The following is a 19388-nucleotide window of genomic DNA, read 5'->3' as shown; positions in this document are numbered from 1 at the left end:
TACGCTCCGGGGCATGTCCCGAGCACCGCGCCGCCCCGCCGTGGAGCCGGCTCCGTCCGGCGACCGCCGGCCCGGCGCGGTGGCCGTCACGGTCGGACGGGAGGCCCTGGGCGGCCTGGTCGCGCTGGCCCTGGCCGTCATCGCCCTGCGCCACGTCATCGCGACGGAACGGGTGGCGTTGCTCTGGTACGACGGCGACTCGGTGCTGCTGCCGCTCGTCGAGCGCTCGCTGCAGGCCGGCCAGCCGTTCGAGTGGGCGATGTCGCCCGCGCTGTTCTTCTTCCCCGAGCTGCCGGTGTATCTGTTCTGCTCGCTGGTGACCGCGACGCCGCAGCAGGCCCTGGCGCTGAACGGGGTGCTCGTGCTGCTCGCCGTGTACGCGCTGGTGCGGGCGGCCGCGAACGAGCTGATGCCGTCCGCCGGGCGCCCTGCCCGGATCGCGGTGTCGGCGGGGGCACTCGGTCTGGTCACGCTGCTCGTGCTCACGGAGTCGTCGGCGACGGCGACCTCGCTCGAGCTGGCGTCCCTGCTGCTCACCACGACCTACTACTACGGCGCCGTGCTGGCGGTGCTCGGCACCGCGGTGCTCGTGCTGCGGGCGGTGCGCCTCGGCCGGGCGTCGGTGCCCCTGCTCGTGGTGCTCGGACTCGTCGCCGCGTGCACGACCGCGTCGAACCCGCTGTACGTGCCGTGGTCGGCGGCCCCGGTGGTCGTCACCCTCGGGCTCCTGGTGCTGGCACGGCGGGTGCCGTGGCGCCCCGCTGCGCTGCTCGCCGGTGCCGTGACGGTCGGTTCGGTCGTCGGGTACCTGGTGCGGATCCCGCTCCGGCCGTTCGTCTCCCTCGACCCGGCGACGTACGTGCAGCCGTCGCGGGCCGGGGAGACCCTGCGGTTCTTCGCGGCGCTGACCGACGACCGGGCGGGGACGGCACCGGGCGACCTCGGACTCCTGCTGCTGTTCGCCGGGGTGCTCGTCACCGTCGGCGGCACGGTCTGGGCCTGGCGGGTCCGCACCGCACGCACCGTGCTGGTCGCGACGCTGCTGCCCCTGGTGACCGTCGTCGCCGTGTCCGTCGGCGTCGTCGTCGCCGGGTCCGAGACCCCGCGCTACCTGCAGCCGATCGTGACCGCACCGCTGCTCGCACTCGTCGCCGTGGCAGAGCTCACCCGCACCGCGGTCCGCCGCACCCGCGTGCACCGCCCGCACCGCGGGGTCCGAGCGGGGGTGGCGGTCGCGATGGCCGCCGTGCTCGCGACCGGGGTCGCAGTGGCCCCCGGCACCGCCCACGCCGTGTCGACCGCGCGGTACCCGGCGGCCGCGTGCCTGGACCGCTGGGCCGACGGACGCCAGGTCACGGGCGTCGGGCAGTTCTGGACGGTCCGGCCCCTCGCGACCTACGCGTCGACGAACGTCGAGTTGCTGCAGGTGCGCGACACCTTCGAGACGTACCCGTGGCTCGTCGACCTCGGTGCCTACCGCGACGCCGACCCGAGCTTCGTGGTGGTCGGGTCGCACGACCTCTGGACCACCGCGGTCGAGGACTCACTCGGCCCCCCGGCGACGATCACCCACTGCACCGGGTTCGACGTCTACGACTACGCCGGCACCGCCGGGCAGGCGATCCTGCGGCGCGACGTCGTCGGGAGCGCCGACGTCATCCGGCGCGACCGCGGCTTCTGATCCACTGCTGAAGTTGTCCACAGCGGCGCGTTGCCGTCCGATGCTCGCTGTACGGATGTATAGGCTCGTGCTCGATGTCTCGTCCCAGCAGCCCCCGCGCCCACCGTGTCCCCGTGCGCCTGCGCCTCGCCGTCACCGGCCTGGCACTCGCGGGCCTCGTCGGCACGGTCATCGCCGACGCTCCGGCGGCCCAGGCAGTGACCTACCCCACGTGGGACGAAGTGAAGTCCGCCCGCGGCAAGGAGTCCGCCAAGCAGGGGCAGATCACCGAGATCCGCGGCATCATCAGCGAGCTCGACGCCAAGGTCGACGCTGCCGAGGCGAAGGCGCAGAAGCTCGGCGACGTGTTCTACAAGGCACAGCGCAAGGCCCAGACCGCCGCCGAGAAGGAACAGCAGCTCCGCGCCGACGCGAAGGACCACGCCGAGGTCGCCGACCAGAGCGCCGCGCAGGCCGGGCAGTTCGCCGCGCAGATGTCCCGCTCCGGTGGCGCCGACGTCACCACATCGGTGATCACCCAGGGCGAGGACGCCAGTGACCTGCTGTACAACCTCGGTGCGCTGAGCAAGCTCTCCGAGCAGGCCGAGCGTGTGCAGGCCGCCGCGAGCGCCGACGCCGCCGTCGCCAGCTCGCTCGAGGCACAGGCCGACCGCGCCGCCGAGGCGCTGGGCGACCTCGCTGCCGAAGCCGAAGATCGCATGCAGGAAGCCCAGGCGGCGTCCGACGCCGTGCAGGCCGCCTACGACGAGCAGCAGTCGAACAAGGCGCGACTCGACGCCCAGCTCGCGACCCTGACCTCCGGCCGCGTCCGGACCGAAGCGGAGTTCGCCAAGGGTGAGCGCATCCGCAAGGCGGCGGAGGAGAAGGCAGCTCGCGAAGCCGCAGCACGCGCAGCCGCCGCGCAGCGAGCAGCCGCCGCACAGGCCGCGAACTCCGGCGGGGGCGCTCCGTCAGGCGGCGGCTCGACCGGCAGCAGCGGCTCGGGCGGCGGCGGTTCCGTCGGCGCGGGCTCGGGGACCGGCTGGGTCCGCCCGGCCAGCGGCTACGTGATCAGCCCGTACGGGTACCGCGTGCACCCGATCACCGGCGTCGTGACCATGCACGAGGGCACCGACCTGGCGAGCGGCTGCTACACGCCCATCGTCGCGGCCTCGGCCGGCACCGTCGACTACGTCGGCTGGTACGGCGGCTACGGCAACTACGTCCGCATCAACCACGGCGGCGGGGTGCAGACCGCGTACGGCCACATCGTCGACGGCGGCTTCCGGGTCGCCACCGGGCAGCAGGTCTCCGCGGGGCAGCTCATCGCCCTCGTCGGCTCCACCGGGGCCTCGACCGGCTGCCACAGCCACGTCGAGGTGCACATCAACGGCGCCACCACCGACCCGGTGCCGTTCATGAGCGCCCGCGGGGTCGCCTTCTAGGCGATCGGCCCCGGTGGGAACGCCGCGCATCGCCGCGGCAACTTCTCCACACGTCGACGTGGAACTCCACCGTTCGCACTTCCGCTGCTACGGTCCGAATCGTTCGCGGTCGTGTCCTGGGTCGGGTACCGCGCACCGGGCGCAGTCGAAGTCCCCAGCCAGGCGCGTGCGACAGCGGGCGGGGCGAACCTCGCCTCGTTCCTCGACGGCATCCACGACAGCCGGGGCAGCGCGCCGCGGTCACTGACCGTCCTCGGGCACTCATACGGGTCCACCACCGCGGCCGAAGCGCCTGTCCCGCGACGCCACCGCACAACAGACCATCGCGAAGATCATCGCGACGGGGAAGCCATGATGAAGACCATGCGACCGATGCTCCGTGCCATCACGACTGCAGCCCTGACCCTCGGGCTGCTGTCGGGGTGCACGGCAGGAGGAAACCAGATGCCCACCGACGCAGCCGGCCTCACTCAGCACGACGTCGCCGAGATGTCCCTGCACCAAGAGTTCGACGCCTACCGCGACCACTACGAACACATGCAGCAACTCCTCCGGAACGCGCAACTCCACGTCCACGAGGGCGAATGGGAATGGGGCGGCGGCGACGACGTCCCCGGCATCGGCGGAGACGGCGTCGCACCCCTGCCCGGCTCCGACACCAAGAACAGCTACGACATGAGCACCACACGACTCTGGTCCCCACCCGGCCCCACCGACCAGCAACGCGACCTGCAACCGATGATCGACTACTTCACCGAACAGGGCTGGGACATCGAACACCGCACCATCACCGGCGACGAAGAAGTCTGGGCCACCACCGGCGACGGCTGGCAGATCCAGTACACCGCCCAGGAGAACGGCGACAACCCCATCACCGTCTACAGCGAACCCTTCTGGACCAACGACGCCAACGCGCTCTCGACGGCCATCTACGGACGCTCGACCGTCAAGTTCCCTGATCGGTCCCTCCCCGGCGTCTACCCGAACTTCCCCCAGTGGGACGACCCCGTCGTCAACAAGCCGAAGATCTGAACCGATCGAGCACCACGACGGCTCCGGTTCAGCGCGCCGCAGGTCACGTCGTCCACGTCCCCGTTCCAGAGCGCCCGGTACCACGCGGTGCGCTCCGGGTCGTCCGGCAGCCCGTACGCCCGGTGGAACAGCGGCTCCCACCCGGGTCCGTAGTTCCACCCGAGCGCCATCGTCGCCACCGCGATGTCGGCCCAGCGGTCTGCGACGCCCATCGCGTCCAGGTCGACGTGCCCGCTCCACCGCCGGTCCGCACCGATGAGCGTGTTCGGGGTGCACGGGTCACCGTGGCAGACGACGATCCGGTCGGCCGGCGGCTCCGGGCCGAGCTCGGCGTCGGCGTCGGCGTCGGCGGCAGCCCCGCGTGCGCGATCGAGCCGGTCCGCGGTCGCCCACGTGAACGGGCAGTCGTCGACGGGCAGGGTGTCGTGCAGCGCGCGCAGGCCCTCCCCCACCGCGACCACCGCGGTCCAGGGTTCGTCGTGCCAGCGCGGGTCGACGGCGCTCCACCCGGGCACGGCACGGGTGTGCAGCCAGACGCCGTCCTCGTCGGTGCCGTGGTCGAGCACCTCCGGCACCCGGGCGTACCGGGACGCCCACGTCAGCCGCGCGGCCTCGCCGCTGATCCACGACCCGTAGGCGTGCGGCAGCACCTTCACGAACTCCTCGGCGTGCGCATCCGGTCCGATACGGAACGTCGTCCCGCCGATCTCGTTGTGCCAGACGAGGGCGACCTCCCGGCCCCGGGCCATCTCGGTGACCACGCGCGGCACCGGGACGGTCTCGCCCGGCCGGGGCAGTCCACCGATCGAGCGCACCACGGTGACGCTCAGTGCACGCGGTCCGGACGGGACGACCCCGACCCGCCACGGGCGATCTCGAGCAGCACCGGCAGGCGTTCGCCGAGCAGGGCGTCCAGGTCGGCGACGACGGCCTCGACCCGTTCGGTGATCTCGCGCGGCGCGGCACCCCGGCGCGGACGGACCCGCACCCGGATCGCCCGACCACCACGGACCCGGTAGACGTCGACGGCGAGCGAACCGACCTGGGGCATCTCGCCGATGGCCGAGGAGAGCGCGTGCTGCACGGCCGTGGACTCGATGCGCACCGAACCGGCGACGCCGTCGGCCGAACCGTCGCTGTCCACGACGGTGCCCTCGCGGCCACCGCCGAGCGTCGTCAGCACGACGAGCGCGAGCACGCCGAGCACGACGCCACCGCCGAGCACGCAGGTCCACGCGAACACCGAGTCGTCACGCGACGCCCCGGTGCCGAGTCCGGCGAGGACATCACCGACCGTGCGCCACCACGAGGCGACGAGGGGCAGCCCCTGCGCGGTCTGCACCAGGATCGCGGCGACCCCGGCGACGAGCAGGACGAGCCCGAGCACGACGAGCGCCGTCCGGCCGAGCCCGCGGTTCGTGGCGTTCATCCGTCCACCCGCCCGGTCGGCTGCACCCGGACCCGTGCAGCGAGCGGCGGCTGCGCGTCGATCGCGACGAACTCCCGCTCGACGGCCTCGGTTGCGGCGACCGCGGGGACGTCCACCCCGGCTGCTGGACGGAGCACGACGTCGACCGTGCGACGGCCGACGGTGCCCACGGCGGCGTCGGCACCCAGACGGGTCGCGGATCGGGCGGCGCGGGCCGCAGCGGAGGCCAGGACCTCGTCGTCGACGACCACTGCGAGCCGGTCGGACGACATCACGTGCCGCGGACGCCGCTGGGGCAGGATCCCCTGCAGCAGGAGGACGAGGCCGATCAGGGCCACGACGGCACCGATGCCGATCACGATGGTGGTGTCGAGGCCGTCCGGAGCGGCGAGCGCGGCGTCGACCACCGCACGGGGGTCGACGCCGAGCACGTTCTGGTCGAGCAGGACGAGTGCGCCGGCGAAGACCGCGGCGGCGGCGAGCACCAGGGCGATGAGCATCGCGACGACGACGGCGCCCGAACGGGAGACGTGGGTCTCGCGGCGCAGCAGGCGGCGGTGGGTGGCGTGGTGGTCGTCGGGCGAGGGGCCGGCGGGGGCGATCGGATCGGCGTTGCCGCCGGCGGGATCGACGGCTGTGGCGGCGGTCACCGGACCCTCCGTGGGGTGTCCACGACCGACGAGGCGAAGGTCACGGTCACGCGGGCGACCTGTCGGCCGGTGATGGTCCGGAAGCGCGCGGCGATCGTGCCGCGAGCGCGGTGCGCCGTGGTGACGACGGGTTCGTCGGGGAGTGCGTGCGAGCCCAGCACCGGCAGGGCGAGCGGGGCGGTGATCTCGACCGCCAGCGCACCGCGACCGTCGTCGGCGACCCGGGCGCGGACCTCCCGGAAGGCCACGCGCAGTGCTTCGGCGGCGACCGCCTGGGCGGTGTGCACCAGCGCGGACGTGCCGATGCGGTCGGAACCGCGGAGCCGGACGCCGCTGTCGCCGGTCGTGGCGACGGCGGCGTCGCTCACGACGAGCTCCGGCGTCCGCGCAGCACGTCCAGCAGGCGGCGGAAGTCGACGTCGCCCGTGACGATGCGAGCGACCAGTGCGCCGACCGCCATGCAGACGGCGACGACGACGAACGCCCAGAACCCGAGCGTCACGGCGACGATCGCGAGCAGGGCGCCGGTGCCCATCCCGACGACGGTGGCGTTCACCGGACCCGACCGTCCCGGGTGTCGGGCTCGTCCGCGACGCCGTTGAGTGCCGGGATGTTCACGTCGTTGATGGCGATGTTGACCTCGGTGACCTCGAGGCCGACGAGCTCGGTGACGGCGTTCGTGACGGCGGCGCGCACCGCCGAGGCGACCTCCATCATCGGCGTCGGGTAGTCGACCACGATGGTCAGGTCGACGGCCACCTGGGTCTCACCGACCTCGACGCGGACGCCCTGGCCGAGCGCGCTGGAGCCGATGGCGTCGCGGATGGCGCCGAACGCCCGCGAGGCGTTGCCGCCGAGTGCGAAGACGCCGGGGACGTCGCGAGCGGCGATGCCCGCGACCTTCGCGACGACCGTGTCGTCGATGATGGTCCTGCCCTTGGCGGTGACCTGCGTCGTGGTGGTGCCGGCGGGCTGGGTGCTCCCGGCCCCGGTGCCGAGCGCTGCCCCGGTCGTGGTCCCGGTCGGGGTCCCGTCGACGCGGTTCGTCGTCGATGCCATTGCTGCCTCCGTGCGATCGATTGCTGGCCTCCAGCGAACACCATCGTGCCGCACGCCGTACAGGCGGCGCACGTGCCGTCCGGTCGCGCAGCCGACCTCGTCGTCAGTCGACACCGGTAGGTTCTTGTTCCATGCGCGTGGCGACCTGGAACGTGAACTCCGTCCGCACCCGAGTGGGTCGGATCGTCGACTGGTTGGTGCGTGAGGACGTCGACGTCCTCGGCATGCAGGAGATCAAGTGCAAGCCGGAGCAGTTCCCGGTCGAGCAGTTCGAGGCCGCGGGGTACCACGTCGAGGCGCACGGCCTGAACCAGTGGAACGGCGTCGCGTTCGCCAGCCGGCTGCCGATGGAGGACGTCACCCGCGACTTCCCCGGCCAGCCCGGGTTCCTGAAGGGCCACGAGGGGCCGGACCTGCCGGTCGAGGCCCGCGCGATCGGCGTCACGGTCGACGGCGTCCGGCTGTGGAGCCTCTACGTGCCGAACGGCCGCGAGCTCGGCGACCCGCACTACACGTACAAGCTCGACTGGCTCGCCCAGCTGGCCGACCGCACCTCGGAGTGGATCCAGGCGTCGCCGGAGACCCCGCTCGCACTGATGGGCGACTGGAACGTCGCACCGCTCGACCAGGACGTCTGGGACATGCGGGTGTTCGAGGGGTCGACCCACGTCAGCGAGCCGGAGCGGGCCGCGTTCCGCGAGTTCGAGGCACGGGGCCTGCAGGACGTCGTCCGCCCGATCGTGCCCGACGGCTACACCTACTGGGACTACAAGCAGCTGCGGTTCCCGCGCAACGAGGGCATGCGCATCGACTTCGTCCTCGGCTCGCAGGCCTTCGCCGACGTCGTCACCGATGCCTCGATCCACCGGAACGAGCGCAAGGGCGACGCCCCGAGCGACCACGTCCCCGTCGTGGTCGACCTCGACCTGGACACGTCGCTCGACGACGACCGCCCGATGATCTTCTGATCGGAGTCGGGTCACCGGTCCGGATCGACGGCGCCCGCCCGGCTCTGTTACGCCCGGCGTCCGCCGTGATTGAGCCGTCCGTCACGCCGACGTAGGTTTCCTGCACCGAACCCCTTCGAGAGCAGGTGAAGCCATGTCCCGCACGACGATCCTTCCCATCCAGCGCCTCATGGCGACCGCAGCCCCCGGTGCGTGGCGCGACGGCATCGTCGTCGAGACCCGCGCAGCCGACGCCGTGGTGCTGTTCCTCGACGGGAGCACCACGCAGCTGCGGGTGGCGGACGCCGACGGCGTCCTGTCGGTCGGCGAGCCGGTCGCCCACCACCCGGTCGCAGAGATCCTCAGCGCCAGCGGTCGACAGAACACCGCACGCGTCGCGTAGCGCGCACGCGTCGCGGAGCGCAGGCGGAGTTGCTCAGGCCGCCATCGAGTCGAGCATCGCCTGGCACTTGGACACCATCTCGTCGCAGGCCATGGCGCAGTAGCGGCACGACTCGTCCATGTCCTGGTGCCGGCGGCACTCGGCGGCACACGCGGTGCCCATCGCGACGACGGCCATGAGCATCGCCTGCATCGCGGCCGTGTCCATCCCCATCGGACGCATCATCATCCGCATGCCGGTGTCCGCGAGCATCGCGGTGTTCGAGCACATCGCGGCGCAGGTGGCCATCTCGCCGCCCATCCGCATGTCGGCCGCGGAGCACATCGTCGCAGCCATCGACGCGGCGTTCATCGCCATCATCGTGTCCTGCATCGTGTCCATGTCCATCTCCACGGGCATGTCCGTCATCGACATGTTCTTCATCATCGCCATCGTGTCCATCGCCGGTCTCCTCGTCGTGGTCATCGGTCACGGAGCGGTCCGCCCCGCGTGCCCGCCAGGGTACGCGCGCGCCGTCCGTGCTTCGTGAGCAGTCGTGGTCGGGTCGGCGGACGCGACCCGACCGTTCCTGCTCACCATCCGCAGTGGTCGCGACCACGGCCGGACGGGAGGCCCGCTGCGCCCCCGCCACGGGCCTCCCGTCCGCCGCGGCGCGCGTCCAGGGCGCGCTACGGGTGCAGCAGGGCGGCGATCGCGACGAGCACGGGCACCGAGCCGAGCGTCGAGATGAGCACGACGTCGCGCGCCACCGGGACCGCTGCCCCGTACCGCTGCGCGTAGTTGAAGACGTTCTGCGCCGCCGGCAGGGCGCCGAGGGTGGTGAGCACGAAGACGTCCTGGTCGCCGAGCCCGAAAACGAACCGGGCGAACACGAACGCCACGGCCGGCATCACGACGAGCTTGATCGACGACGCGACGATGACGTCCGTCCGGATCGCAGGGTCCCGCAGCGGGGTCGCACCGTGCAGGCTCATCCCGAACGACAGCAGCACGACGGGCACCGCGGCGGCGCCGACGAGCGAGAACGGCTCCAGTACGGGGTCCGGCAGCGTGATCCCGGTCGCCGAGCACACGAGCCCGACGAGCGAGGCGATGATGATCGGGTTCCGGAACGGCCCGGCGATCCGCCGCCCCCACCCGCCGCCACCCGCGGTCGCAGCGTCGAGGATCGTCAGCGCGATCGGGGCCATCACGACGAGCTGCAGCAGGATCACCGGGACGACCGCGGTCGCCTGGCCGAGCACGTACACGGCCACCGGCAACCCGATGTTGTTCGCGTTGACGTAGCTCGACGCCAGCGCGCCGACGGTGGTCGTGGTGACGGGGCGGCGCAGCACGAAGCGGAACACCGCCGCGGCGCCGAGGGCCACCACGGCGGCGCTCAGCAGCGAGACCCAGAGCATCGAGGACAGCAGCGACGCGATGTCGGCGGTCGCGATGGTGTGGAACAACAGGCACGGCATCAGCACGAAGAACGCGAGCCTGCTCATCACGAACTGCGCGTGCGGGCCCAGCAGGCCGATGCGTCCGACGACGTACCCACCGGCGATGATCGCGCCGATGATCGCGAAGCCGGTCAACACGCCACCCATCCCCTCCATCCTGGCACCTGCCGGCGGTGATGTGACGTCACTCAGGTCGGAAATGCGTACGCATCGAATACCGTTGAGCGCACCATGACCTCGACGAACGCCGACACCCTCACCCGGTCCACCGACTCCAGCCAGCCGCTCGTGCCGCTGCTCGAGGAGCGCTGGAGCCCCCGCTCCTACGACGAGACCGCGACGATCTCGGACGACCAGCTCGACGCCGTCCTGGAGGCCGCTCGCTGGGCGCCGTCGGCCATGAACTTCCAGCCCCGCCGCTTCATCGCCGGCCGCCGCGGCACCGAGACGTTCCGGAAGATCAACGAGAACCTGCTCGGCTTCAACGCGGCCTGGGCCTTCCGTGCCAGCGCCCTCGTCGTCGGTGTGCTCGAGACCGTGACCGCCGACGGCGAGGAGCGCCCCTTCGCGCAGTACGACCTCGGCCAGTCCCTCGCCGCCCTGACCGTGCAGGCCCACGCCGAGGGGCTCCACGTGCACCAGATGGCGGGCATCGACCCCGCCGGGCTCCGTGCCGCGTTCGACCTGCCCGAGCGGTTCCTGCCGTACACCGTCACGGCCGTCGGCACCGTCGCGCACCCGTCGCAGCTCGACGACAAGGCCGCCGAGCGCGAGGTCGCCCCGCGCACCCGCATCCCGCTCGACGAGGTCGTCCTCGTCAAGGAGTGAGCTCCGGCGGGATCGCCGCCCGCGATCGCCACGACGGCCGCGTCCCTGCGGGAGCGCGGCCGTCGGCGTACCATGACGTGACATGGATCAGCACCAGGACGCCCCACCGGAGATGAACTTCTACACCCGGAAGTGGGTGCGACCGGAGGACCTCAACGCCAACGGCACGCTGTTCGGCGGCAGCCTGCTCCGCTGGATCGACGAGGAGGCCGCGGTCTACGCGATCATCCAGCTCGGCAACGGCAAGGTCGTCACGAAGTACATGTCGGAGATCAACTTCCTGTCGTCGGCGAAGGAGGGCGACATCGTCGAGATCGGCCTCGTCGCCACCCGGTTCGGCCGGACGTCGCTGACCATGCGGGCCGAGGCGCGGAACCTCTTCACGCACCGCAGCATCCTGACGATCGACGAGGTCGTGTTCGTGAACCTCGACGAGGACGGCAACCCCGCCCCGCACGGCTACACGGACATCACCTACGCCCGCGACCGGGTCCCTGCCACGCACCGCGCGTGACCCCGCAGACATCGCGCAGCACCGCTGCACCCGCGTGGTCGCACCCTGCGGGTGGTCGGCGGGCTCTGGCAGGATCGGGGGCATGACCACGCCCCGCCTCGTCGCCTTCGACCTCGACGACACGCTCGCCCCGTCGAAGTCCTCCCTCGATCCCCGCATGCTCGAGACCTTCGCGTCCCTGCTCGAGGTCGTGCCGGTCGCGGTCATCTCCGGCGGCAACTTCACCCAGTTCGAGCAGCAGCTGGTCACCCCGCTCCGGCAGCGCGACGGCCTGACGCTCGACGCCCTGCACCTGCTGCCGACCTGCGGCACCCGGTACTACCGCTGGGAGGACCAGGACTGGGCGCTGCAGTACGCCGAGGACCTCACCGACGAGCAGAAGGACCGCGCCCTCGCCGCGGTCGAGGCCCGTGCGCAGGAAGCCGGGTACTGGGAGTCCGAGACCTGGGGTGCCATCCTCGAGGACCGCGGGTCGCAGATCACGTTCTCCGCCCTCGGCCAGTCCGCCCCGGTGGACGTCAAGAAGCAGTGGGACCCGACCGGCGAGAAGAAGGACCACCTGCGCCGTCTGGTGCAGCAGGACCTGCCTGACCTCGAGGTCCGCTCGGGCGGCTCCACCAGCATCGACATCACCCGCAAGGGCATCGACAAGGCCTACGGCATGCAGCGCCTGGCCGAGATCACCGGCATCGCACTCCACGACACGCTCTTCGTGGGCGACCGGCTCGACCCCGAGGGCAACGACTACCCGGTGAAGGCACTCGGGGTCCCCTGCCACGCGGTGCAGGGCTGGGAGGACACGGACGCGTTCCTGACGGAGCTCATCCCCACCCTGCGCTGAGCGCGCGGCGGACGGGAGGCCCGTGGCGGGCCCGCACCGTGCCTCCTGTCGGTCCGCGGTCGCGTCCAGAACCGCGACCGCGGCCGATCGGTGCGGCCGGCTCAGCCCAGGCTGCGGACGGCCTCGACGAACGCACGGATCTTCGCGGGGTCCTTGACGCCGCGCTCCGACTCGACACCGCTCGACACGTCGACGCCGTCGGGGTCGAGCGCCTCGACCGCGGCGACCACGTTGGCCGGGGTCAGCCCGCCGGCGAGGATCCAGGCCTCGTCCACGCCGTCGATCGTGGCCGGGTCGATCAGCCGACCGCTGCCGGGCACGGCGGCGTCGAGCAGCAGCAGGTCGTGGTCGAACGCGGCGCGCTGCTCGGGCGTCTCGCGCAGGTAGTCCTCGGCCGCGATGGCCCGGATGGTGAAGAAGCCGGCGTCGCGTGCCCGGGCGAAGTCGGACGGGGACTCGCCACCGTGCAGCTGCAGCGTGGTGAGACCGACCTCGGAGGCGATGCCGACGATCTCGTCGATCTTCTGGTCGCGGAAGACCCCGACGGCGTCGACGCCGTCCGGCACCCGCTCGACCAGTTCCTTCGCCAGGTCGGCGGTGACGGTCCGGGGGCTGCCCGCCGCGAAGACGAACCCGACCGCGTCGGCACCCGCGTCGATGGCGGCGTCCACGGTGTCGGGCGTCGACAGGCCACAGATCTTGATCCAGCGCTGGTCGGTCATGCTGTCCATCCTGCCAGGGTGCTCCGGTGCCCGGAGCACCGAGCCGCCGAGCGGGTCAGTGCAGGGCGCCAGCGACGTACGCGGCCACACAGGCCGCGGTGACGCCGAAGGCCGCGAACGACCCGACCAGGACGTTCCGCCGACGCCAGCGACGCACCGCCGAGAACGTGCCGCGCTTGGCGTGCCGGTGGGCGGCGCGGTGCATGCGGTGGTCTCGCTGGTGCTTCACGCGTTCCGGGCCGAGCGGCACCGGGCCGGTGATCTGGGTGGAGCCGCCGCGCAGCGCGTTGGCGATGGCGACCGCCGTCGGCCGGCGCTCCGGGTCGCGCGCGGTCATCCGGCTGAGCAGCTCGCGCCACTCGTCGGCGACGTCGTCCGGGATCTCGGGATCGCGGCGGAGCCGGGCGAGTGCAGCCTCGATGAGGGTGCCCGAGTACTCCTGCTTGCCGGTCAGCGCCTCGAGCAGGACGAGCCCGAGTGAGTACACGTCGGTGGCGAAGCTGATCGGTTCGCCGGCGACCTGCTCCGGGCTGAGGTAGGCGGCGGTGCCGATGACCGTGCCGTCGTTCGTCAGGCGGGAGCCGTCGACGAAGTGGGCGACGCCGAAGTCGGTGAGCTTGACCGTGCGGGCGAACCCGGACGAGCCCTCGTCGCTGATCAGGATGTTGGCGGGCTTGACGTCGCGGTGCACGATGCCGCGTGAGTGCACGTACGCCAGGGCGTCGGCGAGCTGCGCACCGAGGTCGGCCACCTCGTAGTTGTGCAGGGCCCCCTCGGACAGTCGGCGGAGCAGCGTCGTGTCGGCGATGAGCTCCATCACGATGAACCGGTGCGGGCCGTCCTCGAACTCGTGGGTCCCGGCGTCGTACAGCGGGATGAGGCCCGGGTGGGAGAGCATGCTGAGCAGCCGAATCTCGCGCTCCTGACGGACGCGGTCGGCGGTGGTCATCTTGTCCGGGGTCGCGAAGAGCTTCACGGCCACGGCCCGGTACGTGTGCTCGTCACGGGCTTCGTAGACGGATCCCATACCGCCGGTGCCGATGAGCTTCACGAGCCGGTACCGCGCAGCGAGCACGGTGTCCGCCCGCGCGCTGTCCAGCAGGGTCATGGTGTCCGTCGTCCTGTCCGGAGCCCGTGGTTCCGCGGCCGCTGCCGGCGTGTGGGCTCATGGGAAACGGTACGCGTCCGACTCTCGATCCGCATGGCCGTTACGACATCGTGATCGCCGTGGTTCCCTGATTCCCCGGGGATCGGCGGGGTACAGTCCGACCTCCATCACGACGAGGAATCGCGCAAGGAGGACAGCATGGCATTGTCGAAGGGTGACGAGGTGCACTGGAACACCTCGCAGGGCAGGACGACCGGCACGCTCGTGCGGAAGCGGACGAGCGACTTCGAGTTCGACGGGCAGCACTTCAAGCCGACCGACGACGACCCGTACTGGATCGTCGAGTCGGAGAAGAGCGGCAAGCAGGCCGCCCACAAGGAGTCAGCGCTGACGAAGGCCTGAGGCTCAGTCGCGGGCGGGCTCGGCGCGACGGCGACCCCGGGCACCGCCCACGGCAGGGCTGCCGGCGTCGTCGTCGTGGTCGTCGCGGCCGCCCGCACGCCGCTCGGCACGCACACGACGGACCCGACGCACGACGAAGGTCACCACGACCACGGCGATCACGACGTAGAGCACGCGGTCGATCCACTCGGTGTACGCCTCGACCTGGTCGTACTGCGACCCGAACGCGGCACCGAGCAGCACGAGTGCGCTGTTCCAGATGCCGCTCGCGATGATCGTGAACACCGAGAACGTGCCGAGGTGCATGCGGTCGGCGCCGGCCGGCAGCGAGATGAGGCTGCGGACGATCGGGACGAACCGGCCGAAGAACACCGCGCTCTTGCCGTGCCGGTGGAACCAGCCGGCCGCCTTGCGGAAGTCGTCCTCGTCGACCAGGGGCAGCTTGCCGAACCACCGCGTGGTGCGTTCGAACCCGATCTTCGCGCCGAGCCAGTACAGCACGAGCGCCCCGAGGTACGAACCGATCGTCGCCAGCACGAGCACCAGCACGAGGTTCATCTGGCCGGCACCCGCGAGGAACCCGGCCAGCGGCAGGATGACCTCGGACGGGATGGGTGGGAACACCGTCTCGACGAAGAGCATCAGCCCGACGCCCCACTCCCCCAGCGCGTCGATCAGCTGCAGCACCAGGCCGGAGAGCCCGCCGAGGTCCGACGGAGCGGTGGAGTCGCCACTGGCGACGGTCATGGCACGGGCGGTCACGGCAGTCGTCATGGACCCAGCATCCCTGAACGCCCTGTCAGGACCCGGCACGCTCCCTGGGTGTCAGCCGAGTCCCATGTGGGCGGCGCGGACGTGCGCGAGCGACCGGGCGAGCGCGCCCCGGGCGACTGCGTCGCGACCGACGGTCGACGGGGCGAACACCACGGGGTGCCGGAGCAGTGGCGTGACGATCTCGTCGAGCGCGGCGCAGAACACCTCTGCCGCCGGCAGGACCTCACCACCGACGACGACGACCTCGGGGTCGATCGTCGTCACGAGCTGCACGACGCCGGGTGCCACGTCGGCCGCGAACGCACGGACGATCCGGACTGCCGACACCGAGCCCCGGGCCGCCGCCGCGAAGACGGACTCGAGGTCCGTGTCGGACGGAATCCGGGCCTCCAGGCGGGCGGGTGCTTCGGGCCAGCCGGTCGAGGCGATGCCGCCCATCTCGCCCGCCGCGCCGCGCGCACCGCGCGCCAACGAGCCGTCGACCACCAGGGCGGCACCGATCTGCCGACCCATCACCAGGTACAGGCCGTCCCGGACGCCGTGGAACCGCCCCCACCGGGCCTCGGCCGTGGCCGCCAGCTTGGCGTCGTTGTCGAAGAAGGTGGCGACTCCGGGGAAGAGGTCCTGGATCCGGCCGGGCACCCGCCGCTCGACCCACTCCGGCACCGCGACCGTGTAGTCGATCGCGCCGTCGCGGTCGACGACCGCCGGGACCCCGAACGTGGCGCCGAGCACCGGCGCGCCACCAGGGGGGCCGCCGACCGTGCCACCGACGGGCGACGTCAGCCGACGGACGACGTCCTGCACGCTCGACCAGGCCTGCTCGGCGTCGGCGAGGTCCGTGTAGCGCTCCTCGACCCGGGCGAGCGTGACGCCGCGCAGGTCCGCGCGCACGCCGACGATCCCGTGCAGGCCGAGGTCCACGCCGAGCACGGAACCGGCCGACGCGTCCGCCGCGAAGCGCTTGGCCCGACGACCGGCCTTGTTCGGGGTCGCGATCGCCTCGGTCTCGGTCACCCACCCCTCGTCGACCAGGTCGGACAGCGCGGCCTCGACCGTGGGGCGGGAGAGGCCGACCGTGCGCCCGAGGTCGGTGACCGTGCGGGAGACGTCGTCGCGCAGGAGCTCGTCGAGGATCGCCCGCGAGTTCATCTGCCGCAGAACGCCCGGGGTCGTCCCGACGGCACCCGCGGTCGTTGACACGGTCTGCTGCACGGCCATAGCCTCCACATTACGAAAGATCATTGAGGAATGGTGGCTCCGACATGCTCGTCCCACGACCGCGCCGCACCGCTCCCGGTGCCGGGGCCTTCGAGATCACCCCGTCGACCCGGATCGCCGCCGACCCGGCGAGCGAGTCCGTCCGACTGTACCTGCAGCAGACCCTGCGGGGATCGACCGGGCTGCCGGTGCGGGACGCCCTCGACGACACGGCACCGGGGGCCGGCACGATCGCACTGCGCGTCGCCGACGACCCGTCCCTGCCCGCGGGCCCGACGACACCGGAGGGTGAGCGGGCGGAGTCGTTCCGCCTCACGGTGACGCCGGACGGCATCGACGTCGTCGGCGGCTCGCCCGCCGGGGTCTTCTACGGCGTGCAAGCACTGCTGCAGCTGCTGCCCCCGGACGTGTACCGTCGCGGCCGGGTCGCGACGGGCCCGTGGTCCGTCCCCGCCGTGGTGGTCGAGGACGCTCCCGCCTTCGCCTGGCGCGGCGTGATGCTCGACGTCGCCCGGCACTTCCGCACGAAGCACGAGGTCATGCGGGTGGTCGACCAGCTCGCCGCCCACCGGATCAACCGCCTGCACTTCCACCTCACCGAGGACCAGGGGTGGCGCATCGAGATCCGGAAGTACCCGCGCCTCACCGAGGTCGGGTCCTGGCGTCGGGAGTCCCAGGTCGGCGCGCACGTCCCCGGGCCGGACGGCACACTCGTCGTCCCCGGGTTCGACGGCCGCCCGCACGGCGGGTACTACACGCAGGACGACGTCCGCGAGATCGTGACCTACGCGGCCGACCGGTTCGTCACCGTCGTCCCCGAGATCGAGACCCCCGGGCACGTCCGTGCGGCGCTGGCGGCCTACCCGTCGCTCGGCGTCACGGGCGCACCGGTCGAGGTGTGGACGGAGTGGGGCATCGCCGACGACGTCCTGAACGCCGAGGACGCCACGATCGACTTCTTCAAGGACGTCCTGAACGAGGTCATCGCGCTCTTCCCCTCCGGGTACATAGGCATCGGCGGCGACGAGTGCCCGAAGGTGCAGTGGGAGACCGACCCGCGCACCCAGGAGCGCATCCGCGAGCTCGGACTGCAGGACGAGGAACAGCTGCAGGCCTGGATCATCGGACAGCTCGCCGCACACGTCGAGTCGCACGGCCGACGGGCGTTCGGGTGGGACGAGATCCTCGAGGGCGGCACGCTCGACCCCTCCGCCACCGTCGTCTCGTGGCGCGGGCTGACCGGCGCACGGACCGCCGCCCGCCGCGGGCACGACGTCATCTCGTCGCCGGACGACCAGGTGTACCTCGACTACCGCCAGAGCGACCTGCCGACCGAGCCGATCCCAGTGTCGATCGTGCTCACCGTCGACGACGTCTTCGCCTTCGACCCGGTGCCGTCGGGGCTCACCGACGCCGAGCGCGCCCACGTCATCGGCGGCCAGGGCAACATGTGGACGGAGCACGTCGACACCGCCCGTCGGCTCGACTACCAGCTCTTCCCCCGTGTCGCCGCCCTCGCCGAGGCACTGTGGTCGGCCGACACCACCGGGCCGCGCGACCTCGCCGAGTTCCGCGGGCGCCTGGCCGAGCACACCGCCCGGCTCGAGGCCATGGGCATCGAGTACCGGCACGAGGCCGGCCCGTTCCCGTGGGAGCAGCGACCGGGCGTCCCGGGACGCCCGCACTCGCGCGAGGAGCGTGCGGCGTACATCGACGCGGTCACGGCGAACATCGGCGAATGATCAATTGACATTTCACATGCGATCGGGTCACACTGGGGAGGACTTCACGGAGGAGACCCCATGGCACACCGCAGCATCCCCGGCCTCGACGGACTCGACATCGACGCACTGATCGGGGATCGACAGCCCGAGGCCGAGCTCGAGATCACCGTCGACTTCGTCCGGGGCCGGTCGGTGCTGATCACGGGCGCCGGCGGCTCGATCGGCAGCGAACTCTGCCGACAGCTCGTCCGGTTCGAGCCGGCGGAGATCATCATGCTCGACCGCGACGAGACCGCCCTGCAGCAGGTGCAGGTCTCCGTGGACGGTCACGGGCTGCTCGACACGAAGAACGTCGTGCTCGCCGACATCCGCGACGCCGACGCCGTCCGCGACATCATGCTGAGCCGCCGGCCCGACGTCGTCTTCCACGCCGCGGCGCTGAAGCACCTGCCGATGCTCGAGCAGTACCCGGACGAAGGCTGGAAGACGAACGTCCTCGGCACCCTGAACGTCCTCCGCGCCGCTGCCGCCGCGGGCGTCGGGACGCTCGTGAACATCTCGACCGACAAGGCCGCGAACCCGACGAGTGTGCTCGGCTCGACCAAGCGCATCGCCGAGCGGTTGACCGCCTGGACCGCCGCCGACACGGGCCACGACTACGTGTCGGTCCGGTTCGGCAACGTCCTCGGCAGCCGTGGCTCGATGCTCCCGCTCTTCGCGGAGCTGATCCGCGCCGGCCGACCCCTCACCGTCACCCACCCGGACGCCACCCGCTACTTCATGTCCATCCCCGAGGCGTGCCACCTCGTGATCCAGTCGGCTGCGATCGCCCACCCGGGCGAGGTCCTCGTGCTCGACATGGGCGCCCCGGTCCGGATCCTCGACATCGCACGGCGCATGCTCCAGGCCACCGGGAGCCCGTCCGACATCGTGTTCACGGGCCTGCGGGCGGGCGAGAAGCTCCACGAGGACCTCATCGGACGCGGCGAGACCGAACGTCGTCCCGTGCACCCGAAGATCACCCACACGTCGGTCGCGCCGATCGCGCCGTGCGACGTCGTCGAGTGCGTCCCCGGTCAGGTCGACCCGTCGGCACTCGCGATGGCCGCCTGACCGACGCACGTCCGGCCCGCGACGCGACCGGACGACGAACGGGAGGCCCGGTGCCAGCTGGCACCGGGCCT

General features: G+C 71.9%; 23 protein-coding genes and 2 pseudogenes. 13 read left to right on the top strand and 12 right to left on the bottom strand.

Annotated elements, in window-relative coordinates; all coding sequences use genetic code 11:
- Positions 1-13 precede the first annotated feature (13 nt).
- From OE229_RS05405 to OE229_RS05395, 4 genes and pseudogenes are all read left to right on the top strand, one after another.
- Positions 14-1681: a hypothetical protein gene (locus OE229_RS05405; RefSeq protein ID WP_262136832.1), complete on the top strand. Its 1668-nt coding sequence runs from the start codon at positions 14-16 to the stop codon at positions 1679-1681.
- 74 nt (positions 1682-1755) lie between these two features.
- Complete coding sequence (locus OE229_RS05400; protein WP_182064619.1) at positions 1756-3105, top strand: M23 family metallopeptidase; 1350 nt, start codon at positions 1756-1758, stop codon at positions 3103-3105.
- 3 nt (positions 3106-3108) lie between these two features.
- A pseudogene (locus OE229_RS18130) lies at positions 3109-3384 on the top strand (alpha/beta hydrolase); the annotation flags it as partial.
- A gap of 72 nt (positions 3385-3456) precedes the next feature.
- Positions 3457-4137 carry a hypothetical protein gene (locus tag OE229_RS05395; RefSeq protein ID WP_262136830.1) on the top strand — a complete coding sequence of 227 codons (681 nt, stop codon included), beginning with the start codon at positions 3457-3459 and terminating at the stop codon, positions 4135-4137.
- On the opposite strand, the gene OE229_RS05390 is transcribed toward OE229_RS05395, so the two are convergent.
- From OE229_RS05390 to OE229_RS05365, 6 genes are read right to left on the bottom strand one after another with little or no spacing between them, the layout of a single operon-like run.
- A complete protein-coding gene (locus OE229_RS05390; protein ID WP_263345083.1) occupies positions 4083-4952 on the bottom strand; it encodes an aminoglycoside 3'-phosphotransferase in 870 nt (289 codons plus the stop codon). The genes OE229_RS05395 and OE229_RS05390 overlap by 55 nt on opposite strands.
- Positions 4953-4963: 11 nt before the next feature.
- Positions 4964-5566, bottom strand: coding sequence for a hypothetical protein (locus OE229_RS05385; protein WP_225557527.1), 603 nt, complete (start codon positions 5564-5566; stop codon positions 4964-4966).
- Positions 5563-6216 carry a hypothetical protein gene (locus tag OE229_RS05380; protein ID WP_262136827.1) on the bottom strand — a complete coding sequence of 218 codons (654 nt, stop codon included), beginning with the start codon at positions 6214-6216 and terminating at the stop codon, positions 5563-5565. The genes OE229_RS05385 and OE229_RS05380 overlap by 4 nt, the downstream gene beginning before the upstream one ends.
- Entirely contained in the window at positions 6213-6584 is a 372-nt protein-coding gene (locus OE229_RS05375; RefSeq protein ID WP_182064615.1) for a hypothetical protein, read from the bottom strand. The genes OE229_RS05380 and OE229_RS05375 overlap by 4 nt, the downstream gene beginning before the upstream one ends.
- On the bottom strand, positions 6581-6772 hold the full coding sequence (locus OE229_RS05370) for a DUF2273 domain-containing protein (RefSeq protein ID WP_027464859.1): 192 nt from the start codon (positions 6770-6772) through the stop codon (positions 6581-6583). Before OE229_RS05370 ends, OE229_RS05375 begins: the two co-directional genes overlap by 4 nt.
- Positions 6769-7275 (bottom strand): Asp23/Gls24 family envelope stress response protein, encoded by a 507-nt coding sequence (locus tag OE229_RS05365; RefSeq protein ID WP_182064614.1) that lies wholly within the window; start codon positions 7273-7275, stop codon positions 6769-6771. The genes OE229_RS05370 and OE229_RS05365 overlap by 4 nt, the downstream gene beginning before the upstream one ends.
- A gap of 131 nt (positions 7276-7406) precedes the next feature.
- On the opposite strand from OE229_RS05365, the gene OE229_RS05360 reads away from it, so the two are divergent.
- On the top strand, positions 7407-8243 hold the full coding sequence (locus OE229_RS05360; RefSeq protein WP_138802509.1) for an exodeoxyribonuclease III: 837 nt from the start codon (positions 7407-7409) through the stop codon (positions 8241-8243).
- A 133-nt stretch (positions 8244-8376) separates the two neighbouring features.
- Positions 8377-8625, top strand: a complete 249-nt coding sequence (locus OE229_RS05355) for a nuclease (protein WP_262136826.1) — start codon at positions 8377-8379, stop codon at positions 8623-8625.
- Between the two features lie 33 nt (positions 8626-8658).
- Here the strand turns inward: OE229_RS05355 and OE229_RS05350 are convergent, their stop codons facing one another.
- A complete protein-coding gene (locus OE229_RS05350) occupies positions 8659-9006 on the bottom strand; it encodes an aldehyde dehydrogenase (RefSeq protein WP_259580354.1) in 348 nt (115 codons plus the stop codon).
- Here OE229_RS05350 and OE229_RS05345 point away from each other — a divergent pair.
- On the top strand, positions 9005-9154 hold the full coding sequence (locus OE229_RS05345; protein WP_259580353.1) for a hypothetical protein: 150 nt from the start codon (positions 9005-9007) through the stop codon (positions 9152-9154). The genes OE229_RS05350 and OE229_RS05345 overlap by 2 nt on opposite strands.
- A gap of 139 nt (positions 9155-9293) precedes the next feature.
- Here OE229_RS05345 and OE229_RS05340 read toward each other — a convergent pair whose 3' ends face one another.
- A complete protein-coding gene (locus OE229_RS05340; protein WP_128781521.1) occupies positions 9294-10217 on the bottom strand; it encodes an AEC family transporter in 924 nt (307 codons plus the stop codon).
- A gap of 84 nt (positions 10218-10301) precedes the next feature.
- Here OE229_RS05340 and OE229_RS05335 point away from each other — a divergent pair, with 84 nt between their 5' ends.
- The 3 genes from OE229_RS05335 to OE229_RS05325 all read left to right on the top strand — a co-directional run bounded on the left by OE229_RS05335 (position 10302) and on the right by OE229_RS05325 (position 12253).
- Positions 10302-10898 (top strand): nitroreductase family protein, encoded by a 597-nt coding sequence (locus OE229_RS05335; RefSeq protein ID WP_262136824.1) that lies wholly within the window; start codon positions 10302-10304, stop codon positions 10896-10898.
- Between the two features lie 82 nt (positions 10899-10980).
- Positions 10981-11412 carry an acyl-CoA thioesterase gene (locus OE229_RS05330; RefSeq protein ID WP_182064609.1) on the top strand — a complete coding sequence of 144 codons (432 nt, stop codon included), beginning with the start codon at positions 10981-10983 and terminating at the stop codon, positions 11410-11412.
- An 82-nt stretch (positions 11413-11494) separates the two neighbouring features.
- A complete protein-coding gene (locus tag OE229_RS05325) occupies positions 11495-12253 on the top strand; it encodes an HAD-IIB family hydrolase (protein WP_262136823.1) in 759 nt (252 codons plus the stop codon).
- 101 nt (positions 12254-12354) lie between these two features.
- Here the strand turns inward: OE229_RS05325 and OE229_RS05320 are convergent, their stop codons facing one another.
- Complete coding sequence (locus OE229_RS05320) at positions 12355-12975, bottom strand: phosphoribosylanthranilate isomerase (protein WP_209133014.1); 621 nt, start codon at positions 12973-12975, stop codon at positions 12355-12357.
- A 55-nt stretch (positions 12976-13030) separates the two neighbouring features.
- The gene (locus OE229_RS05315) at positions 13031-14083 is read right to left on the bottom strand and encodes a serine/threonine-protein kinase (protein ID WP_182064606.1); all 1053 of its coding nucleotides are present in this window, start codon (positions 14081-14083) and stop codon (positions 13031-13033) included.
- Positions 14084-14281: 198 nt separating this feature from the next.
- Between OE229_RS05315 and OE229_RS05310 the strand changes: the two genes are divergently transcribed.
- Positions 14282-14485 (top strand): hypervirulence associated TUDOR domain-containing protein, encoded by a 204-nt coding sequence (locus OE229_RS05310; protein ID WP_110858760.1) that lies wholly within the window; start codon positions 14282-14284, stop codon positions 14483-14485.
- Between the two features lie 3 nt (positions 14486-14488).
- Here the strand turns inward: OE229_RS05310 and OE229_RS05305 are convergent, their stop codons facing one another.
- Entirely contained in the window at positions 14489-15259 is a 771-nt protein-coding gene (locus tag OE229_RS05305) for a DedA family protein (RefSeq protein WP_259362667.1), read from the bottom strand.
- 51 nt (positions 15260-15310) lie between these two features.
- Positions 15311-16480, bottom strand: coding sequence for an ROK family transcriptional regulator (locus OE229_RS05300; RefSeq protein ID WP_263345076.1), 1170 nt, complete (start codon positions 16478-16480; stop codon positions 15311-15313).
- A 44-nt stretch (positions 16481-16524) separates the two neighbouring features.
- Between OE229_RS05300 and OE229_RS05295 the strand changes: the two genes are divergently transcribed.
- Both OE229_RS05295 and OE229_RS05290 read left to right on the top strand, forming a co-directional pair.
- Complete coding sequence (locus tag OE229_RS05295; protein WP_262136822.1) at positions 16525-18222, top strand: beta-N-acetylhexosaminidase; 1698 nt, start codon at positions 16525-16527, stop codon at positions 18220-18222.
- A gap of 84 nt (positions 18223-18306) precedes the next feature.
- Positions 18307-19317 (top strand): annotated as a pseudogene (locus OE229_RS05290) (UDP-N-acetylglucosamine 4,6-dehydratase family protein); the annotation flags it as partial.
- Between the last annotated feature and the right edge of the window lie 71 nt (positions 19318-19388).

The organism is Curtobacterium poinsettiae (genome assembly GCF_025677645.1).
In the GTDB taxonomy this organism is placed as follows: domain Bacteria; phylum Actinomycetota; class Actinomycetes; order Actinomycetales; family Microbacteriaceae; genus Curtobacterium; species Curtobacterium poinsettiae_A.
This window is presented reverse-complemented; position numbering and strand designations above follow the sequence as displayed.

Coding starts and splice junctions, on each gene's coding strand:
- OE229_RS05405 (WP_262136832.1), top strand. CDS start 14: ATGTCCCGAGCACCGCGCCGCCCCGCCGTGGAGCCGGCTCCGTCCGGC.
- OE229_RS05400 (WP_182064619.1), top strand. CDS start 1,756: ATGTCTCGTCCCAGCAGCCCCCGCGCCCACCGTGTCCCCGTGCGCCTG.
- OE229_RS05395 (WP_262136830.1), top strand. CDS start 3,457: ATGATGAAGACCATGCGACCGATGCTCCGTGCCATCACGACTGCAGCC.
- OE229_RS05385 (WP_225557527.1), bottom strand. CDS start 5,566: ATGAACGCCACGAACCGCGGGCTCGGCCGGACGGCGCTCGTCGTGCTC.
- OE229_RS05365 (WP_182064614.1), bottom strand. CDS start 7,275: ATGGCATCGACGACGAACCGCGTCGACGGGACCCCGACCGGGACCACG.
- OE229_RS05360 (WP_138802509.1), top strand. CDS start 7,407: ATGCGCGTGGCGACCTGGAACGTGAACTCCGTCCGCACCCGAGTGGGT.
- OE229_RS05355 (WP_262136826.1), top strand. CDS start 8,377: ATGTCCCGCACGACGATCCTTCCCATCCAGCGCCTCATGGCGACCGCA.
- OE229_RS05345 (WP_259580353.1), top strand. CDS start 9,005: ATGTCCATCTCCACGGGCATGTCCGTCATCGACATGTTCTTCATCATC.
- OE229_RS05350 (WP_259580354.1), bottom strand. CDS start 9,006: ATGGACACGATGCAGGACACGATGATGGCGATGAACGCCGCGTCGATG.
- OE229_RS05340 (WP_128781521.1), bottom strand. CDS start 10,217: ATGGGTGGCGTGTTGACCGGCTTCGCGATCATCGGCGCGATCATCGCC.
- OE229_RS05335 (WP_262136824.1), top strand. CDS start 10,302: ATGACCTCGACGAACGCCGACACCCTCACCCGGTCCACCGACTCCAGC.
- OE229_RS05330 (WP_182064609.1), top strand. CDS start 10,981: ATGGATCAGCACCAGGACGCCCCACCGGAGATGAACTTCTACACCCGG.
- OE229_RS05325 (WP_262136823.1), top strand. CDS start 11,495: ATGACCACGCCCCGCCTCGTCGCCTTCGACCTCGACGACACGCTCGCC.
- OE229_RS05320 (WP_209133014.1), bottom strand. CDS start 12,975: ATGACCGACCAGCGCTGGATCAAGATCTGTGGCCTGTCGACGCCCGAC.
- OE229_RS05315 (WP_182064606.1), bottom strand. CDS start 14,083: ATGACCCTGCTGGACAGCGCGCGGGCGGACACCGTGCTCGCTGCGCGG.
- OE229_RS05310 (WP_110858760.1), top strand. CDS start 14,282: ATGGCATTGTCGAAGGGTGACGAGGTGCACTGGAACACCTCGCAGGGC.
- OE229_RS05305 (WP_259362667.1), bottom strand. CDS start 15,259: ATGACGACTGCCGTGACCGCCCGTGCCATGACCGTCGCCAGTGGCGAC.
- OE229_RS05300 (WP_263345076.1), bottom strand. CDS start 16,480: ATGGCCGTGCAGCAGACCGTGTCAACGACCGCGGGTGCCGTCGGGACG.
- OE229_RS05295 (WP_262136822.1), top strand. CDS start 16,525: ATGCTCGTCCCACGACCGCGCCGCACCGCTCCCGGTGCCGGGGCCTTC.